Below are 24,850 nucleotides of genomic sequence, written 5' to 3'. Positions count from 1 at the left end.
TGATCCACGAGCACACCCTCCACGCCTGATCCGCTCGTGGATCTCACGGGCGGCGACGAGCCCTCGCGCTCGCTCGCCGACCCGTACGCGCGGCGCGTCGTCTGGATTAAGTCGCACTCCATTCCAAACAAGAATTTCCTGATTATTTATTGGCGGAATCAACATCGCTGGCGAGGCCACCCTTTGAGGTAGGGCGCACCCGAGAACTCACACCCCGCGCGTGTTCCCGTGGAGAGAGAAGCTGTGCCACGTTTCTTAGAAAGTCAGGAACGGCTTCCTTGTCGGGTGCGCTCATGCTTCTGACCTATTGGGGTGTTTGCATGTTTCCAGTTTCGCGGGAGAAGATCGGTGCGCCGCACTGCGTGAGGCCTCCTATCCGCGATGACATCCCAGCCTGGAATCACCCGCCCACTTAGCGAGCCCCTCGGGGCCCTGCTCCACCGCGCGCCTCGGCGCAGCTCCAAAGATTCACCGGAGCAAGACATGCGCGATACACGGCCGATTCACAGTCGGTGTATGGCGCGGCCTCCCTACTGAGGCCCTGTCAGACCGGGCTGGAATGCTATTTCGCCCTTTTCAGGAACGTTCACCCCTGCGTTGAATCCGCGCCCCGCCCGCCCCCCGGTTCCCGCCGGAGCGTGAAACGGCGCCCCACCGCCGCTGCCCAGGAGTAGGCCTCATGTCCTCTGGCCCGATTTCCGCTTTCACGTCGGCAACCGACGTCTCGTGCTCCACGCTCGTGGAGTTGCTGCGCACGCGTGCCCGGCTCCAGCCGGACCTGCGCGGCTTCACGTTCCTCGTCGATGGCGACAGCGAGGAAGCGCACCTCACCTACGCGGAGCTGGATCGCAAGGCGCGCGCCATCGCGGCGGCGCTCCAGGCGCGCGGGGCGCAAGGACAGCGGGCGCTGCTGCTGTATCCGCCGGGGCTCGACTACATCGCGGGCTTCTTCGGCTGCCTCTACGCGGGCGTCATCGCGGTGCCCATCTATCCGCCGGACCCCATGCGCCTGGGCCGCACGATGCCGCGCCTCCTGGCCATCTGCCAGGACGCGCAGGCCACCGTCGCGCTCACCACGGACTTCATCTACGGCATGGCCGAGATGCTGTTCGAGCAGGCCCCGGAGCTGCGCTCGCTGCACTGGATGGCCACGGACACGCTGGACGCGGAAGTCGCCGAGGGCTGGCGCGAGCCCACCGTGGACGCCGGCACGCGCGTGTTCCTCCAGTACACGTCCGGCTCCACGTCCTCGCCCAAGGGCGTGGTGCTCACGCACTCCAACCTGCTGCACAACTCGAAGCTGATCTACCAGTGCTTCGGGCACTCGAAAGAGAGCCAGGGCGTCATCTGGCTGCCGCCGTACCACGACATGGGGCTCATCGGTGGCATCCTCCAGCCGCTGTATGGCGGCTTCCCGGTGGTGCTGTTCTCGCCGGTGGACTTCCTCAAGCGGCCCATGCGCTGGCTCAACGCCATCTCGCGCTACCGCGCCACCACGAGCGGCGGACCCAACTTCGCGTTCGACCTGTGCGTGCGCAAGTCCACGCCCGAGGAGCGCGCCGCGCTGGACCTGAGCCGGTGGAACCTCGCCTTCAACGGCGCCGAGCCCATCCACCCGGACACGCTCACGCGCTTCGCGGAGGCCTTCGGTCCCTCGGGCTTCAAGTCCGAGGCCATCTACCCGTGCTACGGCCTCGCCGAGGGCACGCTCATCGCCTCGGGTGGCCACAAGGACGAGCTGCCCACCCAGCGCACCGTGAACGGCGCCGCGCTCAAGCAGAACCGCGTGGAGTACCTGACGCCGGGGGCGCCGGGCGCGCAGACGCAGGTGGGCTCGGGCCGCAACCTGCCGGATCAGCGCATCGTCATCGCGAGCCCGGAGACCGGCGCGCCGTGCGCTCCGGGCGCGGTGGGTGAAATCTGGGTGTCCGGCCCCAGCGTGGCTCAGGGCTACTGGAACCGCCCCGAGCAGTCCGCGGCCACCTTCCACGGGAAGCTCGCGGGCACGGAGGACCCCACCGAGTTCCTGCGCACCGGCGACCTGGGCTTCCTCTCGGACGGCGAGCTGTTCGTCACCGGCCGCCTCAAGGACCTCATCATCATCCGAGGCCGCAACCACTACCCGCAGGACATCGAGCGGACGGTGGAGCTCACCCACCAGGCCATCCGCCCGGGTTGCACCGCGGCGTTCTCCGTGGAGCTGGGAGACGAGGAGCGCCTCGTCGCGGTGACCGAGGTCGACCGCCGCGCCGTCGAGTCGGGCGGCCTGGACCTGGACGCGCTCGCGCAGTCCATCCGGCAGAACGTGGCGGATCAGCACGAGCTGCAGCTCTACGGCGTCGTCATCCTGGGCGCCGGAGCCATCCCCAAGACGTCCAGCGGCAAGATCCAGCGCTTCGCCGCGCGCGCCGAGTTCGTCGCCGGCACGCTGGAGGCGCTGCACCAGAGCATCCTCACCAGCACCGCGCCCACGGCCCCCGCCGCGGCCACCGCGCAGACGCACCAGGCCGAGGCCGCGCCGCAGCCCGCGCGTGAGCCCAGCTTCATCCAGAAGATGCTGGCCGCGGTGCAGGACCCCACCGCGCGCCGCGCGATGCTGACCGTGTTCCTCCAGGAGCAGGCCGCGCAGGTGCTGCGCCTGCCCACGTCGCAGGTGGATCCGTCCAAGCCCCTCCACGCCTACGGGGTCGACTCCCTCATGGCGGTGGACTTCAAGAGCGGCCTGGACGCGAGCCTGGGCGTGGACGTGCCCCTGTCGGACATCCTCCAGGGCGTTCCGCTCGCGAAGCTGGCCGAGGTCGTGGAGGCACTCCTGTCCGCGCCCGCGTCGTCCCGCGCCTCGGGCCCGGTGGCGGCCGCGCAGCAGAGCGGTGACGCTCCGCTGTCTGGCGGCCAGCAGTCCCTCTGGTTCCTCCAGCAGCTCGCGCCCGAGAGCGCGGCCTACCACGTGCCCGTCGCGGTGCGCGTGCGCGGGGCCTTGGATGCCACGGCGCTGCGCGGCGCGTTCGAGTCCATCGTCGCGCGGCACCCCGCCCTGCGCACCACGTTCGCCATGGGCGCCACGGGCCCCGTGCAGCGCGTGCACCCGCAGCTCCCGCTCGACTTCGCGACCACGGACGCGGCGGGCTGGAGCGAGGCGCAGGTGCTGGAGCACCTGTCCGCCGAGGCTCGCCGCCCGTTCGACCTGGAGAAGGGCCCGCTCCTGCGCGTGCGCCTCTTCACCCGCGCGGCGGATGACCACGCGCTGCTCATCGCCCTGCACCACATCGTCACGGACTTCTGGTCGCTGGCGGTGATGGCCGAGGAGTTGGACGCGCTCTACCCCGCGCTGCGCCTGGGCAAGCAGCCCGCGCTGGCGGCGCCGTCTCGCAGCTACGCGGACTACGCGCGGTGGCAGGCGGAGATGCTCGCGGGTGCTCGCGGCGCGGCGCTGGAGAAGTACTGGCGCGAGCAGCTCTCCGGCCCGCTGCCGGTGCTGGAGCTGCCCACGGATCGCCCGCGCCCGCCCGTGCAGACGTACCACGGGCAGGTGTTCGCCACGCGGCTGGACGCGAAGCTCACCGAGGCCGTGAAGGCACTCGCGCGTGAGCAGGGCGCCACGCCCAACATGGTGCTCCAGGCGTCCTTCCAGGCGCTCCTGCACCGCTACACGGGCCAGCAGGACTTCACGCTCGGCGTGGTGAGCGCGGGCCGTGGACGCGCGGAGCTGGCGCAGGTGACGGGCTACTTCGTCAACCCGCTCGTGGTGCGCACGCGGCCCTCGCCCACGCTCTCCTTCACGGACTACCTGGCCCAGACGCGCACGACGATGCTCGGGGCGCTGGAGCACCAGGACTACCCCTTCAGCACACTGGTGGATCGCATCCAGCCGGTGCGCGACCAGAGCCGCTCGCCGCTGTTCCAGGTGATGTTCGTCTACCAGCGCGCCTCCAAGCTGGATGAGCGCGGCCTCACGCCCTTCTCCCTGGACATCCCCGGCGCTCGGGCCCAGGTAGCGGGGCTGCCCATCGAGTCGCTGGTGCTGGAGCACCAGGATGCGCAGTTCGACCTCACGCTCACCATGGGCGAGGCGGACGGCGAGCTGGTGGCGTCCTTCGAGTTCAACACCGACCTGTTCGACGCGGCCACCGTGGAGCGCATGGCGGGCCACCTGCGCACGCTGCTGACCGGCATCGTCGCGCATCCGAGCCAGTCGCTCGCGGCCCTGCCCGTGCTGACGAAGGCCGAGCAGCAGCAGCTCCTGGAGACATGGCGGGGCCCGCGCGTGCCGCTGACGGACGCGGACATGCTGCCCGCGCTGTTCGCCGCGCAGGTCGCGCGCACGCCGGAGAACATCGCGGTCTTCTTCCAGGACGCGAGCCTGAGCTACCGCGAGCTGAGCCAGCGCGCGGGCCACCTGGCCGTCTGGCTGCGCGAGCACGGCGTGAAGCCGGGCGACGTGGTGGGCCTGTGCCTGGAGCGCTCGGTGGAGACGCTCGTGTCGGTGCTGGGCGTGCTGTCCGCGGGCGCGGCGTACGCGCCCATCGATCCGGCCTACCCCGCGGAGCGACTGGCCTTCATCCTCGAGGATGCCCAGGCCGCCCTGCTGCTCACCCACTCGTCGCTGCGGCGCGTGCTGCCCTCGGGCGCGGCGACGCGGCTGGTGAACGTGGATCAGGACATCGACTGGAGCGCCGCGGCGAGCACCTCGCTGCCCGCGCCCGCGGTGGCCAAGGCCGGGGACCTCGCGTGCCTCGTGTACACGTCCGGATCCACGGGTCAGCCCAAGGGCGTGATGCTGGAGCACGGCGGTCTGGCGAACCTGGTGCGCTCGTTCCTCGAGTCGTACCACCCGGACGCGGGCGACCGGATGCTGCCCCTCACGTCCGTGTCCTCGGCCAGCTTCGTGGGCGAAATCCTCCCGCTGCTGTGCGTGGGCGGCGCGCTGGTGCTGCCCACCGAGGATGAGATCCTCGACCAGGAGAAGCTCTTCGGCCTCATCTCGCGGCACACCGTGAGCATCGTCAGCACGGTGCCCGCGGTCATCGCGGGCCTCAACGCGCGCAAGGACGAGCTGCCGCCCCTCAAGCTCGTGCTGAGCGGTGGCGAGGCGCTGGTGGCCGGCGACGTGGAGAAGCTCCTGGGCACCACGCCGGTGGTCAACGGCTACGGCCTCACCGAGACCACGGTCTGCACCACGTACCACCACCTGAAGGTCGAGGACCTCCAGGGGCACACGTGGGTGCCGATTGGCCGCCCCATCATCAACACGGACGTCTACGTGCTGGATGGCGAGCGCAACCTCTTGCCGGTGGGCGCGCCGGGCGAGCTGTACGTGGGCGGATTGGGACTGGCGCGCGGCTACTGGCGCCGTCCGGAGCTGACGTCCGAGCGCTTCGTGGCCAATCCCTTCCAGCCCGGGTCCAGGCTCTACCGCACGGGCGACATGGCGCGCTGGAGCACCGAGGGCGTGCTCGAGTTCCTGTCTCGCGCGGACGACCAGGTGAAGATCCGCGGCTTCCGCATCGAGCTGGGTGAAGTGGCCGCCGCCGTGCGCCGCCACCCGGCCGTGCGCGAGGCGTTCCTCATGGCCCGCGAGGACTCGCCGGGCGACAAGCGGCTCGTGGCCTACGTGGTGCTCGGAGAGCCCGCGCCCACGCACACGGACCTGCACGCCTTCCTCTCCGAGGCGCTGCCGCCGTACATGCTGCCGTCCGCGTATGTGCCGCTCGCGTCGCTGCCGCTCACCCCGCACGGGAAGGTGGACGCGAAGGCCCTGCCCGCGCCCGAGGGCGCCAAGCTGGCCACGGCCGCCGCCTACGCCCCGCCGCAGAGCGCGGTGGAGCGCAGCGTCGCCACCATCTGGCAGTCCGTGCTGAAGGTGGAGCGCGTGGGGCTGCACGACAACTTCTTCGAGCTGGGAGGCAACTCCATGCTCATCGCTCAGGCGCACCGTCGCCTGCGCGAGGAACTGGGCGCCAACCTGGCCTTGGTGGACATGTTCAAGTTCACCACGGTCAGCGCGCTCGCCCAGCACCTGTCCCGCAAAGACGAGGACAGCGGCGCCGCCGCGCAGAAGCTCAAGGACGAGGCGGAGCGACGTCGGGCTGCACAAGCCCGCCGGCAGCAGGCCCGCGGTCGCGGCAAGTAGGCCTCGCGTGGGACCCCTGGTCTACACACGCAAGGCGGCACAGGTTCATACGTTTTGATGACACGGGATTTTGCACATGACCAATGACACGCTTCCCGAGGTGGACGGCATCGCCGTCGTAGGTCTGGGTGGCCGCCTTCCCGGCGCGAAGACCATCTCTGAGTTCTGGAAGAACCTGTGCGGAGGGGTGGAGACCATCACCTTCTTCACGGACGAGGAGCTCATCGCGGAAGGCGTGGACCCGGCGATGGTGCGCGCGCCCAACTACGTGAAGGCGCGCGGCGTGCTCGGCGACACCGACATGTTCGACGCGGCGTTCTTCGGCATGAACCCGCGCGAGGCGGCGCTGATGGACCCGCAGCACCGCGTCTTCCTGGAGTGCGCGTGGGAGGCGATGGAGACCGCGGGCTACAGCCCGGACCGGCAGCCGGGCCGGGTGGGCGTGTTCGGCGGCATGAGCATGAACACGTACCTGCTCTCCAACCTGTACTCGCACCTGGCGCACGTCGCGTCGGTGGAGAGCCTCCAGGCGTCCATCGGCAACGACAAGGACAGCCTCACCACGGAGGTGGCCTACCGGATGAATCTGAAGGGCCCCGCCGTGACGGTGCAGTCGTCATCGTCCACGTCGCTCACGTGCATCCACTACGCCTGCCAGAGCCTGCTCGCCTACGAGTGCGACATGGCGCTAGCTGGCGGCGTGTCCATCCACTTCCCCGAGAAGGCGGGCTACCTGTACTACGAGGGTGGCACCACCGCGCCGGACGGGCACTGCCACACGTTCGATGAGAAGGCGGCGGGCTTCGTCGCGGGACACGGCGCGGCGGTCGTCGTGCTCAAGCGGCTGGAGGACGCGCTGAAGGACGGCGACACCATCTACGCGGTGGTGCGCGGCTCGGCGGTCAACAACGACGGCTCGCACAAGGTCAGCTACATGGCCCCCAGCGTCGAGGGGCAGGCCGAAGTGATTGCGCTCGCGCAGGCGGTGGCCGGCGTGGAGCCCGAGTCCATCGGCTACGTGGAGGCGCACGGCACCGCGACCGTGGTGGGCGACCCCATCGAGGTGACGGCGCTCACGCAGGCGTTCCGCGCGGGCACGGACAAGAAGGGCTTCTGTGCGCTCGGCTCGGTGAAGAGCAACATCGGCCACCTGGACTCGGCGGCCGGCGCGGTGGGCTTCATCAAGGCGGCGCTCACGCTACACCACAAGCTGATCCCCCCCAGCCTCAACTACGACACGCCCAACCCGGCGTGTGACTTCCCCAACAGCCCCTTCTTCGTGAACACGCAGCTGCGCGACTTCCCCAAGGGAGAGACGCCGCGCCGCGCGGGCATCACCTCGCTGGGCATGGGCGGCACCAACGCGCACGCCGTGCTGGAGGAGGCCCCGCCGCAGGCCGCCACGGACGCGCCGCGCCGCGGAGGACAGCTCGTGCTGCTGTCGGCGCGCACGGAGCAGTCGCTGGAGGCCGCCACGGACCGGCTGGTCGCGCACCTGCGCGAGAACCCGGACGTGCCGCTCGCGGACGTCGCGTTCACGCTGCAGCAGGGGCGCAAGCGCTTCTCCAAGCGCCGCGCGGTGGTGGCGCGCAGCACCGCGGAGCTGGTGGAGGCGCTGGCCTCGCGCGAGCCCGGCCGCGTCTTCACGGGCGCCTCGGAGAACGAGGGGCGCCCGGTGATGTTCATGTTCAGCGGGCAGGGCTCGCAGTACGTGGACATGGGCCGCCAGCTCTACGAGCAGGAGCCCGCCTTCCGTGACGAGGTGGACGCGTGCGCGCAGAAGCTCAAGGCGCACCTGGGTCTGGACCTGCGCACGGTGCTCTACCCCGCCCCGGAGGCGCGCGAGGCGGCCACGGAGCGGCTCAAGCAGACGTCGCTCACGCAGCCCGCGCTCTTCGTCGTGGAGTACGCGCTCGCGAAGCTGTGGATGTCGTGGGGCGTGAAGCCGCACGCGATGGTGGGCCACAGCATCGGCGAGTACGTGGCCGCGTGCCTGGCGGGCGTGTTCACGCTGGATGACGCGCTGGCGCTGGTGGCCGCGCGCGGCCGGCTCATGCAGTCCATGCCCACGGGCGCCATGCTCGCGGTGCCGATGACGGAGGCGGAGGTCAAGCCGCTCCTGTCCGGCGGGCTGTCCGTGGCCGCCGTCAACAGCCCCTCCACCTGCGTGGTGGCGGGCCCCACGGCCGCGGTGGATGCGCTCGTGGAGCAGCTCACCGCGCGCGGCGTGCACAGCACGCGGCTGCACACCTCGCACGCGTTCCACTCATCGATGATGGACCCCATCCTCGATGCGTTCCGCGAGGCGGTGCGCAAGGTGACGCGGCAGGCGCCGCAGATGCCGTACCTGTCCAACGTCACCGGTACCTGGGTGACGTCCGAGGAGGCCACGAGCCCCGACTACTGGGCGCGGCACCTGCGCGGCGCGGTGCGCTTCGCGGACGGCGTGGCGGAGCTGATGAAGGAGTCGGACGCCATCCTGCTGGAGGTGGGCCCCGGCAACACGCTGGCCACTCTGGCGCGGCAGCACCCCGCCAAGGGCGCGCAGCACGCCATCCTGTCCTCGCTGCGCCACCCGAAGGAGCAGCACGCGGACGTGGAGTTCGTGCTCGCCACGCTGGGCCGGCTGTGGATGGAGGGCATCGAGCCGAACTGGGACAGCTTCCTCGGCGGCGAGCGCCGTCGTCGCGTGGCGCTGCCCACCTCGCCCTTCGAGCGGACGCGTCACTGGGTGGAGCCGCGCAAGGACTCGGGCGATTCCGCGCGCACCGAGAGCGCCTCCGCCGAGCAGAAGCAGCCCGTGGCCCGTTGGTTCTACCTGCCCTCGTGGCAGCGCACCCTGCCGCCCCCCACGGGCGCATGGAGCGCGAAGAAGGCGTGCTGGTGGCTGTACCTGCCGAACACCCAGGCCACGGGCCTGGGCGCGCAGCTCGCGAAGCGGCTGGGGGATGCGGGGCAGGACGTCGTCACGCTCACACCCGGCATCCTCACCGCGAAGGTGTCCGAGCGGCACTGGACCGTGAACGCCTCCGACGCCGCGAGCCACGGCGTGCTGCTGGACAACCTCTCGGCGATGGGGCTCGCGCCAGACCACGTGCTGCACCTGTGGAGCACGCAGCCGGGTCCGGAGCACGGCGCCGCGGCGCTGGAGCCCGCGCTGGACAAGGGCTTCCACGGACTGCTGTTCCTCGCGCAGGCGCTGGGACGTCAGCCGGGCACGCGGCCCGTGTCGCTCGTGGCCGTCACGCACCGCATGCAGGCGCTGGGCGATGAGCGCCCCAGCCCCGAGCAGGCGACGGTGCTGGGCCCGTGCCTCGTGATTCCCCAGGAGTATGCGCACCTGTCCGCCAAGGCCGTGGACGTGAGCGTGCCCATGGCGGGGAGCTGGCAGGAGGGCGCGCTCGCGGAGGCACTGCTGTCCGAGTGCGCGACGCCGTCTCGCCAGGAGAACGTGCTCGCCTACCGAGGCGGTGCGCGGTGGGCGCAGACGTACGAGCCCGTCCCGGCCGAGCAGGCCCGTCCCGCCCAGCTCCCGCTGCGCACGGGCGGCGTGTACCTGCTGCTCGGCGGCTTCGGCACGCTGGGCTTCGTGCACGCGCAGGTGCTGGCGCGCAAGGTGGGCGCGAAGCTGGTGCTCGCCAGCCGCACGGCACTGCCCGAGCGCGCCACGTGGGACGCGCACCTCGCCTCGCACGGCGCGACGGACGCGGTGAGCCGCCGCATCCAGCAGGTGCGCGAGCTGGAGGCGCTCGGCGCCGAGGTCCTGGTGGTCGCGGCCAACGCGTCCGACCGGGCGCAGCTCCAGGCGGCGGTGGACGCGGCGGTGGCTCGCTTCGGCGCGCTGCACGGCGTGGTGCACGCGGCCGGTGACGTGGGGCAGGCGCTGTTCCGGGCCATCCCGGACACGCGCCCCGAGGACGTGCGCGCGACCTTCCAGGGCCGCGTGCTCGGCGTGTACGCGCTGGAGGAGGTGCTGCGCGGCCGTCCGCTCGACTTCGTCCTCTTGTCCTCGTCGCTCGCGGCGGTGCTGGGCGGGCTGGGGCTGGCGTCGTACGCGGCGGCCACCCGGTTCATGGACGCCTTCGCGGCGCGCATGGCGCACGAGTCGCCGGTGCCGTGGATGAGCGTGGGCTGGGACGCGTGGCGCTTCGAGTCGGGTGCGGAGGGCGCGACCTCCAACCCGTTCGGCTCGCTGGCGATTACCCCCGCCGAGGGCGCGGAGGCGTTCGAGCACCTGCTCCAGTTGGGCGCGGTGTCGCAGGTCGCCGTGTCCACCAGCAGCCTGAAGGCGCGCGCGCAGAAGTGGGCCCGGCCCGCGGACAGCGCGAAGGCGGAGGCCGTGGTGCAGAAGGAGGCCACGCTGGGCCAGGAGAAGACGCCTCGGCCGGCGCTCCAGAACGCCTACGTGGCGCCGCGCGACTCGCTGGAGGCGGACATCGCCCGCCTCTGGGAGACGACGCTGGGGCTCGCGCAGGTGGGCGTCCACGACAACTTCTTCGAGCTGGGGGGCAACTCGCTGGTGGGCGTGAAGCTCATCGCCCGCGTGCGCGAGGAGTTCGGCGTCGCGCTGCCCGCCGTCACCCTCTACGAAGGCCCCACGGTGGGCGCGCTGGCCAAGCTGCTCAAGGAGGCCAAGGGGACTTCCGACGAGGAGTCCAGCCCTGAGCCCACCGAGGCGCTCAGCCGAGGCGAGCGCCGCCGCGCGCGCCGCGCCCAGCGCCAGGACGACACGACCCCGGACGAAGAGCGCTGAGCGCCCGCGTCCCTCCGCTTTCCGACCTCTGACTTCCGAAGACTCTCATGGCATCCGACTCCCCCATTGACGCGCAGGCAGTCGCCATCATCGGCATGGCGGGCCGCTTCCCCGGCGCCGCCGACCTGGACACGTTCTGGCGCAACCTCTGCCAGGGCGTGGAGTCCATCCGCCCCGTGAGCGACGCCGAGCTGGAGAAGCTCGGGGTCAGCGCGGAGCAGCGGAAGGACCCGCAGCACGTGAAGGCCTCCGCGGCGCTGGACGGCATGGAGCTGTTCGACGCCGGCTTCTTCGGCTTCACGCCGCGCGAGGCGGAGCTGATGGATCCGCAGCACCGCGTCTTCCTGGAGTGCGCCTGGGAGGCGATGGAGCGCGCGGGCCACACGCCGGAGGGCTTCGACGGGCCCATCGGCGTGTTCGCGGGAGCGGCCACCAACACGTACCTCGTCTACAACCTCGTCTCGAACCTGGACCAGCTCAGCGGGTTGGATCAGGTGCAGATCGACGTGGGCAACGGCGGTGACTTCCTCAGCACCCGCGTGGCCTACAAGCTGAACCTGCGCGGGCCCAGCTACTCCATCGCGAGCGCGTGCTCCACGTCCCTGGTGGCCACCCACGTGGCCGTCCAGAGCCTCCTCAACGAGGAGTGCGACATGGCGCTGGCGGGCGGCGTGTCCGTGCACGTGAAGCACCCGGAGGGCTACGGCTTCGTCCCCGGTGGCATCGTGTCTCCGGACGGGCACTGCCGTGCGTTCGACGCGAAGGCGGACGGCACGGTGTTCGGCAGCGGCGTGGGCGTGGTGGTGCTCAAGCGGCTGGCGGATGCCATCGAGGACGGTGACCACATCCACGCGGTCATCAAGGGCACGGCCATCAACAACGATGGCGCGCTGAAGGTCGGCTACACGGCCCCCAGCGTGGAGGGACAGTCCTCCGTCATCAGCGAGGCGCTGGGTGCAGCGGGCGTGGCGCCGGAGACCGTGGGCTACGTCGAAGCGCACGGCACGGGCACGAAGATGGGCGACCCCATCGAAGTGCGCGCGCTCAACAAGGCCTTCAAGCCGCGCTCGGCCGCGGCGAAGGCGAACCCGCCGCGCATCGCGATGGGCTCGCTCAAGAGCAACATCGGACACCTGGCCAACGCGGCCGGCGTCTCCAGCCTCATCAAGGCGGTGATGACGCTGGAGCAGAAGCAGATTCCCCCCAGCCTCCACTTCGAGCAGCCCAGCCCGGAAATCGACTTCGCGGGCGGCCCCTTCTACGTCAACACCACCCTGAAGGACTGGCCTGCTCCGGCGAAGCATCCGCGCCGCGCGGGCGTCAGCTCGTTCGGCGTCGGTGGCACCAACGGGCACGTGGTGCTGGAGGAGGCGCCCGCGCGCCCGGCCTCGAGCCCCTCGCGTCCGAGCCAGCTCGTGGTGCTGTCCGCCAAGACGCCCGCGGCGCTGGAGGCGGCCACGCGCAACCTGGCCACGCACCTGAAGGCGAACCCCAGCGTCTCCCTGCCGGACGCGGCCTGGACGCTCCAGGTGGGCCGTCAGCCGATGACGCAGCGGCGCGTGCTGCTGTGCCGCGACCGCGACGATGCGGTCGCCGCGCTGGAGGCCACGGACAGCCAGCGACTGTGGACGCAGGCCGCCGCGGTGCAAGACCGCCCGGTCGCGTTCCTCTTCCCCGGCCAGGGTTCGCAGTACGTCGGCATGGCGCGCGGCCTGTATGCGTCCGAGCCGGTGTTCCGCGAGCACCTGGACACCTGCGCGAAAGAGCTTCAGCCGCACCTGGGCCTGGACCTGCGCACCGTGCTCTTCCCCGAGCCCGCGCGAGAGGACGAGGCGCGCACGCAGCTGGGCCAGACGTCGCTGACCCAGCCTGCCCTCTTCGCGGTGGAGTACGCGCTGGCGAAGCTGTGGATGTCGTGGGGCGTGAAGCCTGTCGCGATGCTCGGTCACAGCATCGGCGAGTACGTGGCGGCCTGCCTCGCGGGCGTCTTCGAGCTGAAGGACGCGCTGGCGCTGGTGGCCGCGCGCGGTCGGCTCATGCAGTCCATGCCCTCGGGCGCCATGTTGTCCGCGCGCCTGACGGAGGATGCGCTCAAGCCGCTGATGGGCCCCACGCTGTCGGTGGCCGCCGTCAACGCGCCGGGCTTCACGGTGGTCGCGGGCCCCACGCCCGCGGTGGACTCGCTCCAAGCCGTACTGGAGACGCAGGGCGTGGACGTCTCGCGCCTGCACACCTCGCACGCGTTCCACTCCGCGATGATGGACCCCATCCTCGCGGCGTTCACCGAGCGGGTGCGGCAGGTGAAGCTGTCCGCGCCCAAGCTGCCCTTCCTGTCCAACGTGACGGGGACGTGGATCGACGCCGCGCAGGCGACGGACCCGGGCTACTGGGCCACGCACCTGCGGCAGGCGGTGCGCTTCGCCGCGGGCCTGCAGGAGCTGGCGCGCAAGTGGCCCCAGGCCGCGCTGCTGGAGGTGGGCCCGAGCAACGTGCTCGCCACGCTCGCCCGGCAGCAGCCGGACGCAGAGGGCCGCGTGGTGCTCAGCGCCATGCGCCACCCGCGTGAGCAGACGGAAGACCTCTCCGTGCTGCTGGGCACCGCGGGGCGGCTGTGGCTCCAGGGCGTGTCGGTGGATTGGAAGGGCTTCAGCGCGCACGAGGAGCGCCGTCGCGTGCCGCTGCCCGCCTACCCCTTCGAGCGGCAGCGCTACTGGGTGGATGCCCGTCCGCTGGGTGCTGGGGGCGCGGCGCGTCCCGCCGAGGCGCCTTCGCTGGCGAAGAAGGCGGACCTGGCGGACTGGTTCTACACGGCGTCGTGGAAGCGCGCGCCGCTGTCGCGCGGCGCGAAGGCGAGCACCACGGGACGCGGCTGGCTCGTCTTCGCGGACGGCGCGGGCGTGGCCGAGGCGCTGGCCCCGATGCTGTCCGGTGGCGCGGTGACGCGCGTGGTTCCGGGCCCAACGTTCGCGCGCCGCGCGGACGGGCTCTATGCCATCGCCCCCGAGCGGCCGGAGGACTACGCCGCGCTGCTGCGCGCCCTGAAGGACGAGGGCCGTGACTTCGACGGCGTGATGCACCTCTGGGGCGTGACGAAGGAGGCCCCCGCGCTGGCGACGACGCTGGCGGTGGGCTTCCACAGCCAGCTCTTCCTCGCGCGCGCCCTGGGCGAGGCGGGCCGCAGCGAGCCGCTCGCGTGGTGGGTGGTGGCGAGTGAGGCCGCCCGCGTGGAGAGCGCGGACCGACTGTCCGCGGACAAGGCCCTGCTCATGGGCCCCGGCCGCGTGCTGGCCCAGGAGTATCCGCACTTCACCTGCCACTTCGTGGACGTGGTGGCCTCGGATGCGGGCGTGGTGGCGCGGCAGCTCGCGGCGGAGCTGGCGGCTTCGTCCTCCGACGCCGTCGTCGCGTGGCGCGGCCGTCAGCGCTGGGTGCAGACGTTCGAGCCGCTGCGGCTCGAAGGCACCTCTGCGCCCGTGCTGCGGGACTCGGGCGTGTACCTCATCACGGATGGCCTGGGAGGCATTGGACATGCGCTCGCGGCGGAGCTGGCGCGCACGCACCGCGCGAAGCTCGCGCTGGTAGAGGCGCCGGACTTCCCCGCGAAGGAGCAGTGGGCCGCGTGGGTGAAGGAGCGCGGCGCGGACGACGCGGTGAGCCTGCGCATCCGCAGCGCGCAGCGCTTGGAGGAGTCCGGGGCCGAAGTGGCGGTGTTCCCCGCGGACCTCGCGAACGAGGAGCGGATGCGCGCCGTGGTGGAGGGCGTGCGTGCGCGGTTCGGGAAGCTCGATGGCGTCATCCACGCGGCGGGCGGCATGCAGGGCGCCACGCTGGGCATCATCGCGGAGACGAGCCCCACCGAGTGCGAGTGGCACTTCCGCCCGCAGGTCCACGGCGTGCGCGTGCTGGAGAAGGTGCTGCCCGCGCGCGGCCTGGACTTCTGTCTGCTCGTGTCCTCGCTGTCCTCGGTGCTGGGTGGCCTGGGGCAGGTGGCGCAAGCCGCGGCCAGCTCGTTCATGGACGCCTTCGCCGAGCAGCGCTCGGAGACGGCCGAGTACCCGTGGCTGAGCGTGGACTGGGACGCGTGGCAGTTCGCGGACGCGCGCGCCATGGCCGAGCTGAGCCCGGTGCTCGCACAGTTCGCCATCCAGCCCGCCGAGGGCGTGGAGGCCACGCGTCGCGTGCTGGCCCATGTCGAGGGCGGGCGCGTCGCGGTCTCCACCGCGGACCTCGCCGCGCGTCGCATCCAGCGCCCGCGTCCCACGCAGGCGCAGGGCGCGGCGGCTCGGGCTTCGGGACAGAAGAAGCACCCACGCCCCGCGCTCGTCACCGCGCATGTGGCGCCGCGCAACGAGTTGGAGAAGACGGTCGCCGCGGTGTGGGAGCAGGTGCTGGGAATCGACGGCATCGGCGTCAACGACAACTTCTTCGAGCTGGGCGGCCACTCGCTGCTGGCCACGCAGCTTCGCAATCACATCCACGCGGCACTGAAGGTGGACCTGTCGCTGCGCGGCCTGTTCGAGACGCCCACGGTGGCGGGCATCGCGCAGCGCGTGGAGGCGGAGCTGGCGAAGCGCGCCACCACGAAGGAGAAGCCCATCGCGGAGCGGCTGCGCACGGCCTTCCCCACCGAGCGCCCGGCGCTCATGACGGAGTACCTGCAGCAGCACATCGCCGAGGGCCTGCGCATCCCCGTCGCGCAGCTCCCCGCCGATGGGAGCCTGAAGCAGTACGACCTGCACCGGCTGGGCGCGGAGCTGGAGTACAGCCTGCGCCAGGACTTCAAGTTCCAGCTCTACCCGCACGAGGTGCAGGCCAACCCGTCCATCCCCGCGCTGTCCAAGTACCTGCTGGTGGAGATGGACCGTCAGGCGGATCCGCTCCGCTTCGCGCAGAACCGGCCGCTGGCGGACTACCCGCTCAAGCCCTACCGCAAGCGCGGCTCGGGTGAGCAGAGCGGCTCGGGGCGCAAGAACCCGCCCATGGTGTTCGTGCACTCCAGCCCGCGCGCCGGCTCCACCCTCTTCCGCGTCATGCTGGCCGGACACCCGCAGTTGTTCTGCCCGCCCGAAGTGAACCTGCTGTTCTTCGAGACCATGCGGCAGTGGAAGGAGAACATCGGCTTCGGCAGCGAGATGGAGTGGACCACGGGCGGTCTGCAGTGGGCCTTCATGGAGCTGCAGGGCCTGGACTCCACCGCGGGCGCGGCGCTGGTGGACAAGCTGGTGGCGGACAACGTGTCGTCGAAGGAGGTCTTCGGACAGCTCCAGGCGCTCGCGGGCTCGCGGCTGCTCGTGGACAAGACGCCCACGTACGCCATGGAGGCCGAGACGCTGTGGCGGGCCGAGGAGATGTTCGACCGGCCCAAGTACATCTACCTCTACCGGCACCCGTACCCGGTGATGGAGTCGGTGCTGCGCATGCGCTTCGACCGGCTCTTCGCGCAGGGACTCTTCGGCACGCAGGACGTGGACCCCTACGTGGTCGCCGAGACAGTGTGGGCGCTGTCCAACCGCAACCTGCTCCAGTTCTTCGATCGCATCGACCGCGAGCGCTGCCACTGGGTGCGCTACGAGGACCTGGTCGCGGATCCGACCAAGGTGATGACGGGCGTCTGCAACTTCCTGGGGCTGCCCTTCGACGAGCGCATGGTCCAGCCGTACGACGGCAAGAAGGAGCGCATGATGGGCGGCCTGGGGGATCCCAACATCCTCCAGCACCAGGGCATCGAGAAGAACCTCGGTGACTCGTGGAAGCGCATCAAGTGGCCGCGCGGACTGGACGCCACCACGCACGAGGTCATCGCGCGCCTGGGCTATCCGATGGAGGGCGCGATGGCGGCTCCCGCGCCCAGCGCCGCGGCGAAGCCGAAGCAGGCCGGGAAGGCCACCACCGCGGCGGAGGCGGCGAAGCTGCTCGAGAACCTGGATCAGCTCTCCGACGAGCAGGTGGCGGAGCTGCTCGCGGTCCTGGAAGCCGAGGGTGGCGCGGACGGTGGTGATGCGTCCGGCGGCCAGGAGGTGGCCTGACATGGCGTCCAACCCCGATGACAAGCGCGCCCGATTGGCGCTGCTGCTGAAGGACAAGCAAGCGCAGGCGACGAAGCAGGCGCCGCTGTCCTTCGGCCAGGAGCGCATGTGGTTCCTGGACAAGTGGAGTCCGGGCAGCGCCGCGCTCCACATGCCCGTGTCGGTGCGGATGTCCGGCACGGTGCACCTGGAGGCGCTGCGCCAGGGCCTCAAGCTGCTGGCGGCGCGCCATGAGACGCTCCGCACCACGTTCCAGGATCGCGACGGTCGGCCGCAGCAGGTCATCTCGACCAGCGCCGAGCTGGAGCTGGAGGTCGTGGACCTGTCCAGCGTGCCCGAGGCTCAGCGCGACGAAGAGGCCCGCGCGCGCGTGGTGGCGCTCTCGCAGCAGCCCTTCGGGTTGGAGCGCGGGCCGCTGTGGCGCGCCTCGCTCCTGCGGCTGTCGGAGCGTGAGCACGTGCTGCTCGTCAACATGCACCACATCGTCTCGGACGGGTGGAGCATGGGCGTGTTCGTCAGCGAGCTGGCCGCGCTCTATCGCGCATGCGCCGAGGGACAGCCGTCCCCGCTGAAGCCCCTGCCCCTCCAGTACGCCGAGTACGCCGCGTGGCAGCGCGACTGGCTCCAGGGCGCGGAGCTGGAGCGTCAGCTCGCGTACTGGAAGCAGCGGCTCAACCCGAACGCGCTGCTGGAGCTGCCGGCGGACAAGGCTCGGCCCGCGCTGCTCAGCTCGCGCGGCGCGCGGCAGGTCTTCCATCTGTCCCCCGAGCTGACGCAGGGACTCAAGGCCCTCTCGCAGCGCGAGGGGCGCACGCTGTTCGTCACGCTGCTGTCCGCCTTCCAGGTGCTGCTGTCGCGCTACACGGGCCAGGACGACGTGGTGGTGGGCACGCCCATCGCGGGCCGCTCGCGCACGGAGGTCGAGGGGCTCATCGGCCTGTTCGTCAACATGCTCGCCCTGCGCGCGGACCTCTCCGGACGCCCGACCTTCCGCGAGGTGATGCGCCGCGTGCACGAGACGACGCTGGACGCGTACGCGCACCAGGACGTCCCCTTCGAGCGACTGGTGGACGGCCTCAAGCCCGAGCGACACCTGAGCCACACGCCGCTGTTCCAGGTGATGTTCGTGCTCCAGAACGCGCCCATGCCGCCCCTGGAGGCACCGGGGCTGGTGATGGAGTCGCAGCCCGTGGACACGGGCACGACGAAGTATGACTTGTCGCTGCTCGTGGTGGACCTGCCCCAGGGGCTTCGTGTCACCGCCGAGTACAGCACTGACTTGTTCGAGGCGGAGACCGCGACGCGCGTGCTCGCGCACTACCGCGAGCTGCTGGAGGGCGTGGTCGCCCGGCCGGACACGGCCATCTCCCAGCTCCCCGTGCTGCCGGAGGCCGAGCGCCGCCGCGTGCTCGTGGAGTGGAATGACACCGCGGCGCCCATGCCCGAGGGCGCCACGCTCACGTCGCTGATGGAGGCGCAGGCGGCTCGGACTCCGGACGCGGTCGCGCTGGAGTACGACGGCGCGCGGCTCACCTACCGGGAGTTGGACGCGCGGGCCAATCAGCTGGCGCACGCGCTGCGCGCGCGAGGCGTGGGTCCTGAGTCTCGCGTGGGCCTGTGCGTGGAGCGCTCGCTGGAGATGGTGGTGGGGCTGCTCGGCACGCTCAAGGCGGGCGGGGCCTACGTGCCGTTGGACCCGGGCTATCCGCCCGAGCGCCTCACGTGGATGCTGGAGGACGCGCGTCCCACGGTGCTGCTCGCGCAGGAGCGGCTGCTGTCGCGGCTGCCTGCCTCGCACGGCGCCCAGGTACTCACGCTGGACACGGGCTGGGACGCCATCGCGCGCGAGCCCACCACGGCGCCGGACTCGAGTCCCACGCCGGACTCGCTCGCGTACATCATCTTCACCTCGGGCAGCACGGGCCGGCCGAAGGGCGCGATGAACGCGCACGGCCCCGTCGTCAACCGCCTGCTGTGGATGCAAGCTGCTTACGGGCTGCGCGCCCACGACGTGGTGCTGCAGAAGACGCCGTTCAGCTTCGACGTCTCCGTCTGGGAGTTCTTCTGGCCGCTGATGACGGGCGCGAAGCTCGTGATGGCGCGGCCCGGTGGCCACCAAGAGCCGGCGTACCTGTCTCGGCTCATCACCGAGGCGGGCGTGACGACGCTGCACTTCGTGCCGTCCATGCTCCAGGCCTTCCTGGACGAGCCCGGCGTGGAGAGCTGCGTCTCGCTGCGCCGCGTGGTGTGCAGCGGTGAAGCGCTGCCGCTGGAGCTGAAGGAGACGTGCCTGCGCAAGCTGCCCGGCGCGGGGCTGCACAACCTCTACGGCCCCACCGAGGCGGCCGTGGACGTGACCTATCATGCGTGCGTGGCGAACGACGGGCGCCGCTCGGTGCCCATCGGCAAGCCGGTGGCGAACACGCGCATCCTCATCCTGGACGCGGAGCTGCAGCCCGTGCCGCAGGGCGTGGCGGGCGAGCTGTTCATCGGCGGCGTGCAGGTGGGCCGGGGCTACCTGTCCCGGCCGGACCTCACCGCCGAGCGCTTCATTCCGGATCCGCACGCGGCCACGGCCGGCGCGCGCATGTACCGCACGGGTGACGTGGCGCGGTGGCTGCCGGACGGGGAGGTCGAGTACCTGGGCCGCGCGGACTTCCAGGTGAAGATTCGCGGCCTGCGCATCGAGCTGGGCGAGATCGAGTCCTCGCTGGAGAAGCACCCCACCGTGCGACAGGCGGTGGTGCTGGCGCGCGAGGACAAGCCCGGCCAGAAGCGGCTCGTGGCGTATGTGGTGGCGCGCGAGGGCGCGGTGGACGCAGGCGCTTTGCGCGCGTGGCTGCGCGACCGGCTGCCCGAGTACATGGTGCCGTCCAATGTCGTGGTGCTGGAGCGCATGCCGCTCAGCCCCAACGGCAAGGCGGACCGCAAGGCGCTGCCCGCGCCGGAGACGGGCAAGGCGGATCCGTCGCGGCCCTTCGAGGCGCCGCGCACGGACGTGGAGCAGAAGATTGCCCAGGCGTGGAAGGAGCTGCTCCATGTGGAGCAGGTCGGTCTGGATGACGCCTTCTTCGAGCTGGGTGGCAACTCGCTGCTGGCGCTCCAGCTGCATCGCCGGTTGACGTCGGAGCTGGGAGCGAAGCTGGCGTTGACGGAGCTGTTTCAGTACCCCACGGTGCGCTCGCTGTCGGAGCGCCTGTCGCGCCGAGACGAGGCGCCCGCGGTGGACGCGGCGCAGGCCGGGCGGGCTCGCGCCGAAGCGCGCCGCACGGTGAACCGTCGGGTGGGCAGTACGAGGGGACGCGTGGAGACGGACGGAGAGATGGATGAGTGACGCAGTGGATGGCGTGGAGCGGATCGCGATTGTCGGCCTGTCGGGGCGCTTCCCCGGGGCGCGCGACCTGAAGGGTTTCTGGGACAACCTGCGGCGCGGCGCGGATGCGCGACGGGTGCCCACCGACGCGGAGCTGGACGAAGCCGGCGTGCCGCGCGCCATGCGCGAGCAGCCCCAGTGGGTGCGCGCGTCGTACGTGCTGGAGGATGCGAGCCACTTCGACGCGGCGCTGTTCGGCTACAGCCCGCGCGAGGCGGAGCTGATGGATCCGCAGCAGCGCCTGTTCCTCGAGTGCTCGCTCGAGGCGATGGAGCACGCGGGCTATGACCCCGAGCGCATCTCGGGCGCGGTGGCCGTGTTCGGCGCCACGAGCCCCAGTTCGTATCTGCTGCGCGCGCTCACCCGCCAGCCGGACCTGCTGGACACCGCCGGCACGTACGCGCTGATGCTGGCCAACGACAAGGACTACCTCACCACGCGCGTGTCGCACCGACTGGGCCTGCGCGGCCCCAGCGTCGCGGTGCAGACGGCGTGCAGCAGCTCGCTCGTGGCCATCCACCTGGCCTGCCAGAGCCTGCTGTCGGGTGAGAGCGACATGGCGCTCACGGGCGGCACCTCCGTGTCGTTCCCGCAGACGGCGGGCTACCTGTACCAGGAGGGGATGATCCTCTCCCCGGACGGGTACTGCCGAGCCTTCGACGCGGACGCCAAGGGCACGGTGCGCGGCGCCGGCGCGGCGGTGGTGGTGCTCAAGCGCCTCTCCGACGCGGTGAAGGACCGGGACACCATCCACGCGGTCATCCTGGGCACGGCCATCAACAACGACGGCTCCGCGAAGGTGGGCTACACGGCCCCCAGCGTGGAGGGCCAGGCGGCCGTCGTCGCCGAGGCGCTCGGCATCGCGGGCGTGGAGCCCGGCGACATCCAGTACGTGGAGGCGCACGGCACCGGAACGCCCCTGGGCGACCCGATTGAAGTGGCCGCGCTGAATCAAGCGTTCGGTGGCACGGAGCTCGGCGCGCAGCGCTGTGTGCTCGGCTCGCTCAAGGCGAGCATCGGCCACCTGGACGCCGCGGCGGGTGTGGCGGGCGTGATGAAGACGGTGCTCGCGCTCCAGAATCGCGAGCTGCCGCCCACGCCGCACTTCCAGCGCCCCAACCCGGCCATCGACTTCGCGGGCGGGCCCTTCTTCGTGACGTCCGAGGCCCGGCCTTGGGAGTCGCGGGGCGGACCTCGCCGCGCGGGCGTGAGCGCCTTCGGCATCGGCGGCACCAACGCGCACGTGGTGCTGGAGGAGGCACCTCCCCCGTCCGCGGCCACCGCATCGCGCCGCCCGTGGCACGTGCTCACGCTGTCGGCTCGGACGCCCGCCGCGTTGGAGGCGGCCACGACCCGGCTGGCCGAGCACCTGGACGCGAATCCGAGCCTGCCCCTGGCCGACGTGGCCTACACGCTGCAAGTGGGGCGTCGCGCGTACGAGCACCGCCGTGTGCTCGTGTGCCGTGACACCGCGGACGCCCGCGAGGCGCTGCGTGATGCGCGGCGTGCGCTCGGTGGCTCGGGCACGAACACGCGCCGTCCGGTGGTGTTCGTGTTCTCTGGTCAGGGCACGCAGCACGTGGGGATGGCGCGCGGCCTCTATGAGTCCGAGCCTGTCTTCCGCAAGCACCTGGACGCGTGCTGCGACGCGCTGACGCCTCGACTGGGGCGTGACTTGCGCGCGGTGCTCTTCCCCGCCCAAGGCGGCGAGGAGGCCGAGGCCCTGCTGCGGCGCACGGAGCTGGCGCAGCCCGCGCTGTTCGCGGTGGAGTACGCGCTCGCACAACTGTGGCGCTCGCTGGGCGTGGAGCCCGAGGCGATGGTGGGCCACAGCCTGGGTGAGTACGTGGCCGCGTGTCTCGCGGGCGTGTTCTCCCTGGAGGACGCGCTGTCGCTCGTGGCGACGCGGGGCCGGCTGATGCAGGCGCTGCCCTCGGGCTCGATGCTCTCCGTGCACCTGCCGGAGGCGGAGCTGTCGCCGCTGTTGCCCTCGGGCGTGTCGATCGCGGCGGCGAACGCGCCGGGGCTGACGGTGGCCTCGGGGCCCGAGGCGGACATCGTCGCGCTGGAGGCCGCGCTCACCCAGCGCGGCGTGGAGACGCGGCGGCTGCACACCTCGCACGCGTTCCACTCCGCGATGATGGATCCGGTGCTGGAGGCGTTCTCGCGCGAAGTGGCGCGCGTGCGCCTGTCGCCGCCCAAGATTCCCTACGTGTCCAACCTCACCGGCACGTGGGTGACGGAGGCGGTGGCCACGGACCCACGCGCCTGGACGCGGCACCTGCGCGAGGCCGTGCGCTTCGGCGACGCGGCCACGCTGCTGCTCCAAAACTCGGAGCGCGTGTTCCTGGAGATTGGCCCGGGCAACGCGCTGGCCACCCTGCTGCGGCGCAACGCTCCGGCGGGCACGCACCCGATGGTGCTCACCTCGCTGCCGGGTCCTCGGGACGCGCAGCAGGACGCGCTGAGCCACCTGACGGAGGCCACGGGCCGACTGTGGCTCGCGGGAGGCCGCGTGGAGCTGTCGCGCGGCTACAAGGGCGAGCCGCGCCGTCGCGTGGGACTGCCCGGCTATCCCTTCCAGCGCGAGCGGTTCGACCTGCTCCGAGGACCGCCTCCCGCTCGCGCGGCCGTGGCTGCCTCGGCAGTGCGAGCCTCGTCGGACGTGCGAGGCCTCGAGTTGTCCGCGCCCGTCTGGCCTCGAACGCCGGCCTCGGTGACGGTGCCGTCGCTCCAGGGCCAGCGCTGGCTGGTGCTGGAGTCGGACACGGCTCTCGCGGCGCGCGTGACGGAGCGACTGCGGGGCGCGGGTGCGGACGTGGTGACGCTGGTGGCGCCCGAGCGCGGTGACGCGCCCGCGCAGCGCCGCTACGCGGTGAGCCCGGAGACGATGGGCGAGACGCTGGAGCGGCTGCGTGACGAGGGCTGGACGCCCGAGCGCATCGCGTACCTGTGGCCGCTGACGGCCATGGGCACGCCCGCCAGCGAGGCCACGCTCGACGTGACGTTCCACGGCCTCATGGCCTTGGGCCGCGCGGTGGGCCCGAGTGCGGAGGCCGCGCCGGTGTCGCTGTACGTGGTGACTCGCGGCGCGCGCGATGTCACGGGCGAGGAGCCCTTGGATCCGTGGCAGGCCGCGGCAGTGGGCGCATGCCGCGTCATGGCCCAGGAGTATCCGGGCCTGCGCTCTCGCGCCGTGGACGTGACGTGGCCTGGGGAGCAGGCCGAACTGACCTCGCCCTGGGTGGAGCGGCTGGTGGCGGAGCTGGCTCAGGACAGCTCCGACGGGGTCGCGCTGCGCGGCGCGCACCGCCACGTCGAGGCGTTCGAGCCCGGGGCGGAACCCACCGCGTCCGCGTCGCTGAAGCAGGGCGGCGTCTACGTCATCGTGGGCGGCCTGGGACGCGTGGGCCTCGCGCTGGCGGAGGAGCTGACGGCCGCGGCCAGGCCTCGGCTCGTGCTGCTGTCTCGCAAGGGACTGCCCGCGCCCGAGGAGTGGAACGCGTGGCTCTCGGGACACGACGCGAAGGACGTCACGTCGCGGGCCATCGAGCGCGTGCGCGGACTGGAGCGCGCCGGAGCCCAGGTGCTGGCGCTGCGCGCGGACGCGGGCGAGCCCGGTGAGCTGGAGCGCGCGTTCCAGCTCGCGGAGTCTCGCTTCGGTACGGTGGACGGCGTGTTCTACGCGGCGGGAGACGGGGGCATGTCCGCCCGCATCCCCGTGGCCGAGTCGACTCGCGAGGCGAGTGCGCCGCTGTTGCGCGCGCGCCTGGGCGGACTGACCCAGCTCGTGTCCGTCCTCGCCTCGCGGAAGCCAGACTTCGTGGCGGTGCACTCGTCACTCACCACCGTGCTGGGTGGCATGGCGTGCAGCGCCGTCGCCGCCGCGCACGCGGGCATGGACGCGCTCGTGGCGCGCCAGGCGCGCGGCGTGGGCACGCGCTGGTTCGCGGTGGACTGGGACGTGTGGGGCGTCGGCGAGGGCTTCCGCCCCGAGGCCGTCATCCCCCCCGCCGAGGGCTTCCGCCTGCTGCGCGGACTGCTCACCTTGCCCCAGGGTGGACGGTGGGTAGTGACGCGGGGCTCGCTCGCCACGCGCCGTCAGGCCGCGACGACGGGACAGGCCCAGGCCACCGCGGGCGCCGCCACACCCGCGAACCGCCACCCGAGGCCGCCGCTGGCCAATCCCTTCCTCGCACCTCGGGACGAGACCGAGGAGCGCGTGGCGGGCATCTGGAGGGACCTGCTCGGCGTGGAGGAAGTCGGCGTCACCGACAACTTCTTCGAGCTGGGCGGCCACTCGCTGCTGGGCGTGCAGGTGCTCTCGCGGATCCGCGAGGCGTTCCACGTCGAGTTGCCCATGCGCGCGCTGTTCGACTCGCCCACGGTGGAGGTCATGTCCGTGGCCATCGTCGAGGCCAGCGCGAAGCAGGTGGATCCGGCCGAGTTGGAGGCCTTGCTCGCGGAGCTGGAGCAAGGCTGAGTCGACCCATGGATTGACGGGGCCCACACGGTGTACGAACCGGGGGTGGGCCCTTCCCCTACGCGCCTACGACGAGCGAGAGCCA

At 71.7% G+C, this 24,850-nt stretch carries 5 protein-coding genes; all 5 read left to right on the top strand.

All coding sequences use genetic code 11. The annotated features are described in order from the left end of the window. Positions 1 to 679: 679 nt before the first annotated feature. Positions 680 to 6,130 (top strand): amino acid adenylation domain-containing protein, encoded by a 5,451-nt coding sequence (locus JGU66_19810; protein MBJ6763018.1) that lies wholly within the window; start codon positions 680 to 682, stop codon positions 6,128 to 6,130. 76 nt (positions 6,131 to 6,206) lie between these two features. Beyond that, positions 6,207 to 10,883: an SDR family NAD(P)-dependent oxidoreductase gene (locus tag JGU66_19805; GenBank protein MBJ6763017.1), complete on the top strand. Its 4,677-nt coding sequence runs from the start codon at positions 6,207 to 6,209 to the stop codon at positions 10,881 to 10,883. A 47-nt stretch (positions 10,884 to 10,930) separates the two neighbouring features. Continuing rightward, entirely contained in the window at positions 10,931 to 16,909 is a 5,979-nt protein-coding gene (locus JGU66_19800; GenBank protein MBJ6763016.1) for an SDR family oxidoreductase, read from the top strand. Between the two features lies 1 nt (position 16,910). After that, positions 16,911 to 20,243: an amino acid adenylation domain-containing protein gene (locus JGU66_19795; protein ID MBJ6763015.1), complete on the top strand. Its 3,333-nt coding sequence runs from the start codon at positions 16,911 to 16,913 to the stop codon at positions 20,241 to 20,243. Next, on the top strand, positions 20,236 to 24,765 hold the full coding sequence (locus JGU66_19790) for an acyltransferase domain-containing protein (protein MBJ6763014.1): 4,530 nt from the start codon (positions 20,236 to 20,238) through the stop codon (positions 24,763 to 24,765). Before JGU66_19795 ends, JGU66_19790 begins: the two co-directional genes overlap by 8 nt. Positions 24,766 to 24,850: the final 85 nt, after the last annotated feature.

The sequence above is a fragment of the Myxococcaceae bacterium JPH2 genome, assembly GCA_016458225.1.
Classification (GTDB): Bacteria; Myxococcota; Myxococcia; order Myxococcales; family Myxococcaceae; genus Citreicoccus.
The sequence above is the reverse complement of the archived record's forward strand: the minus strand, read 5'-3'. Positions and strand labels throughout refer to the sequence as shown.

Bases quoted from the DNA above. Each gene is read 5' to 3' on its own strand.
- JGU66_19790 (MBJ6763014.1), top strand. From the start codon at position 20,236: ATGAGTGACGCAGTGGATGGCGTGGAGCGGATCGCGATTGTCGGCCTG.
- JGU66_19810 (MBJ6763018.1), top strand. From the start codon at position 680: ATGTCCTCTGGCCCGATTTCCGCTTTCACGTCGGCAACCGACGTCTCG.
- JGU66_19800 (MBJ6763016.1), top strand. From the start codon at position 10,931: ATGGCATCCGACTCCCCCATTGACGCGCAGGCAGTCGCCATCATCGGC.
- JGU66_19805 (MBJ6763017.1), top strand. From the start codon at position 6,207: ATGACCAATGACACGCTTCCCGAGGTGGACGGCATCGCCGTCGTAGGT.
- JGU66_19795 (MBJ6763015.1), top strand. From the start codon at position 16,911: ATGGCGTCCAACCCCGATGACAAGCGCGCCCGATTGGCGCTGCTGCTG.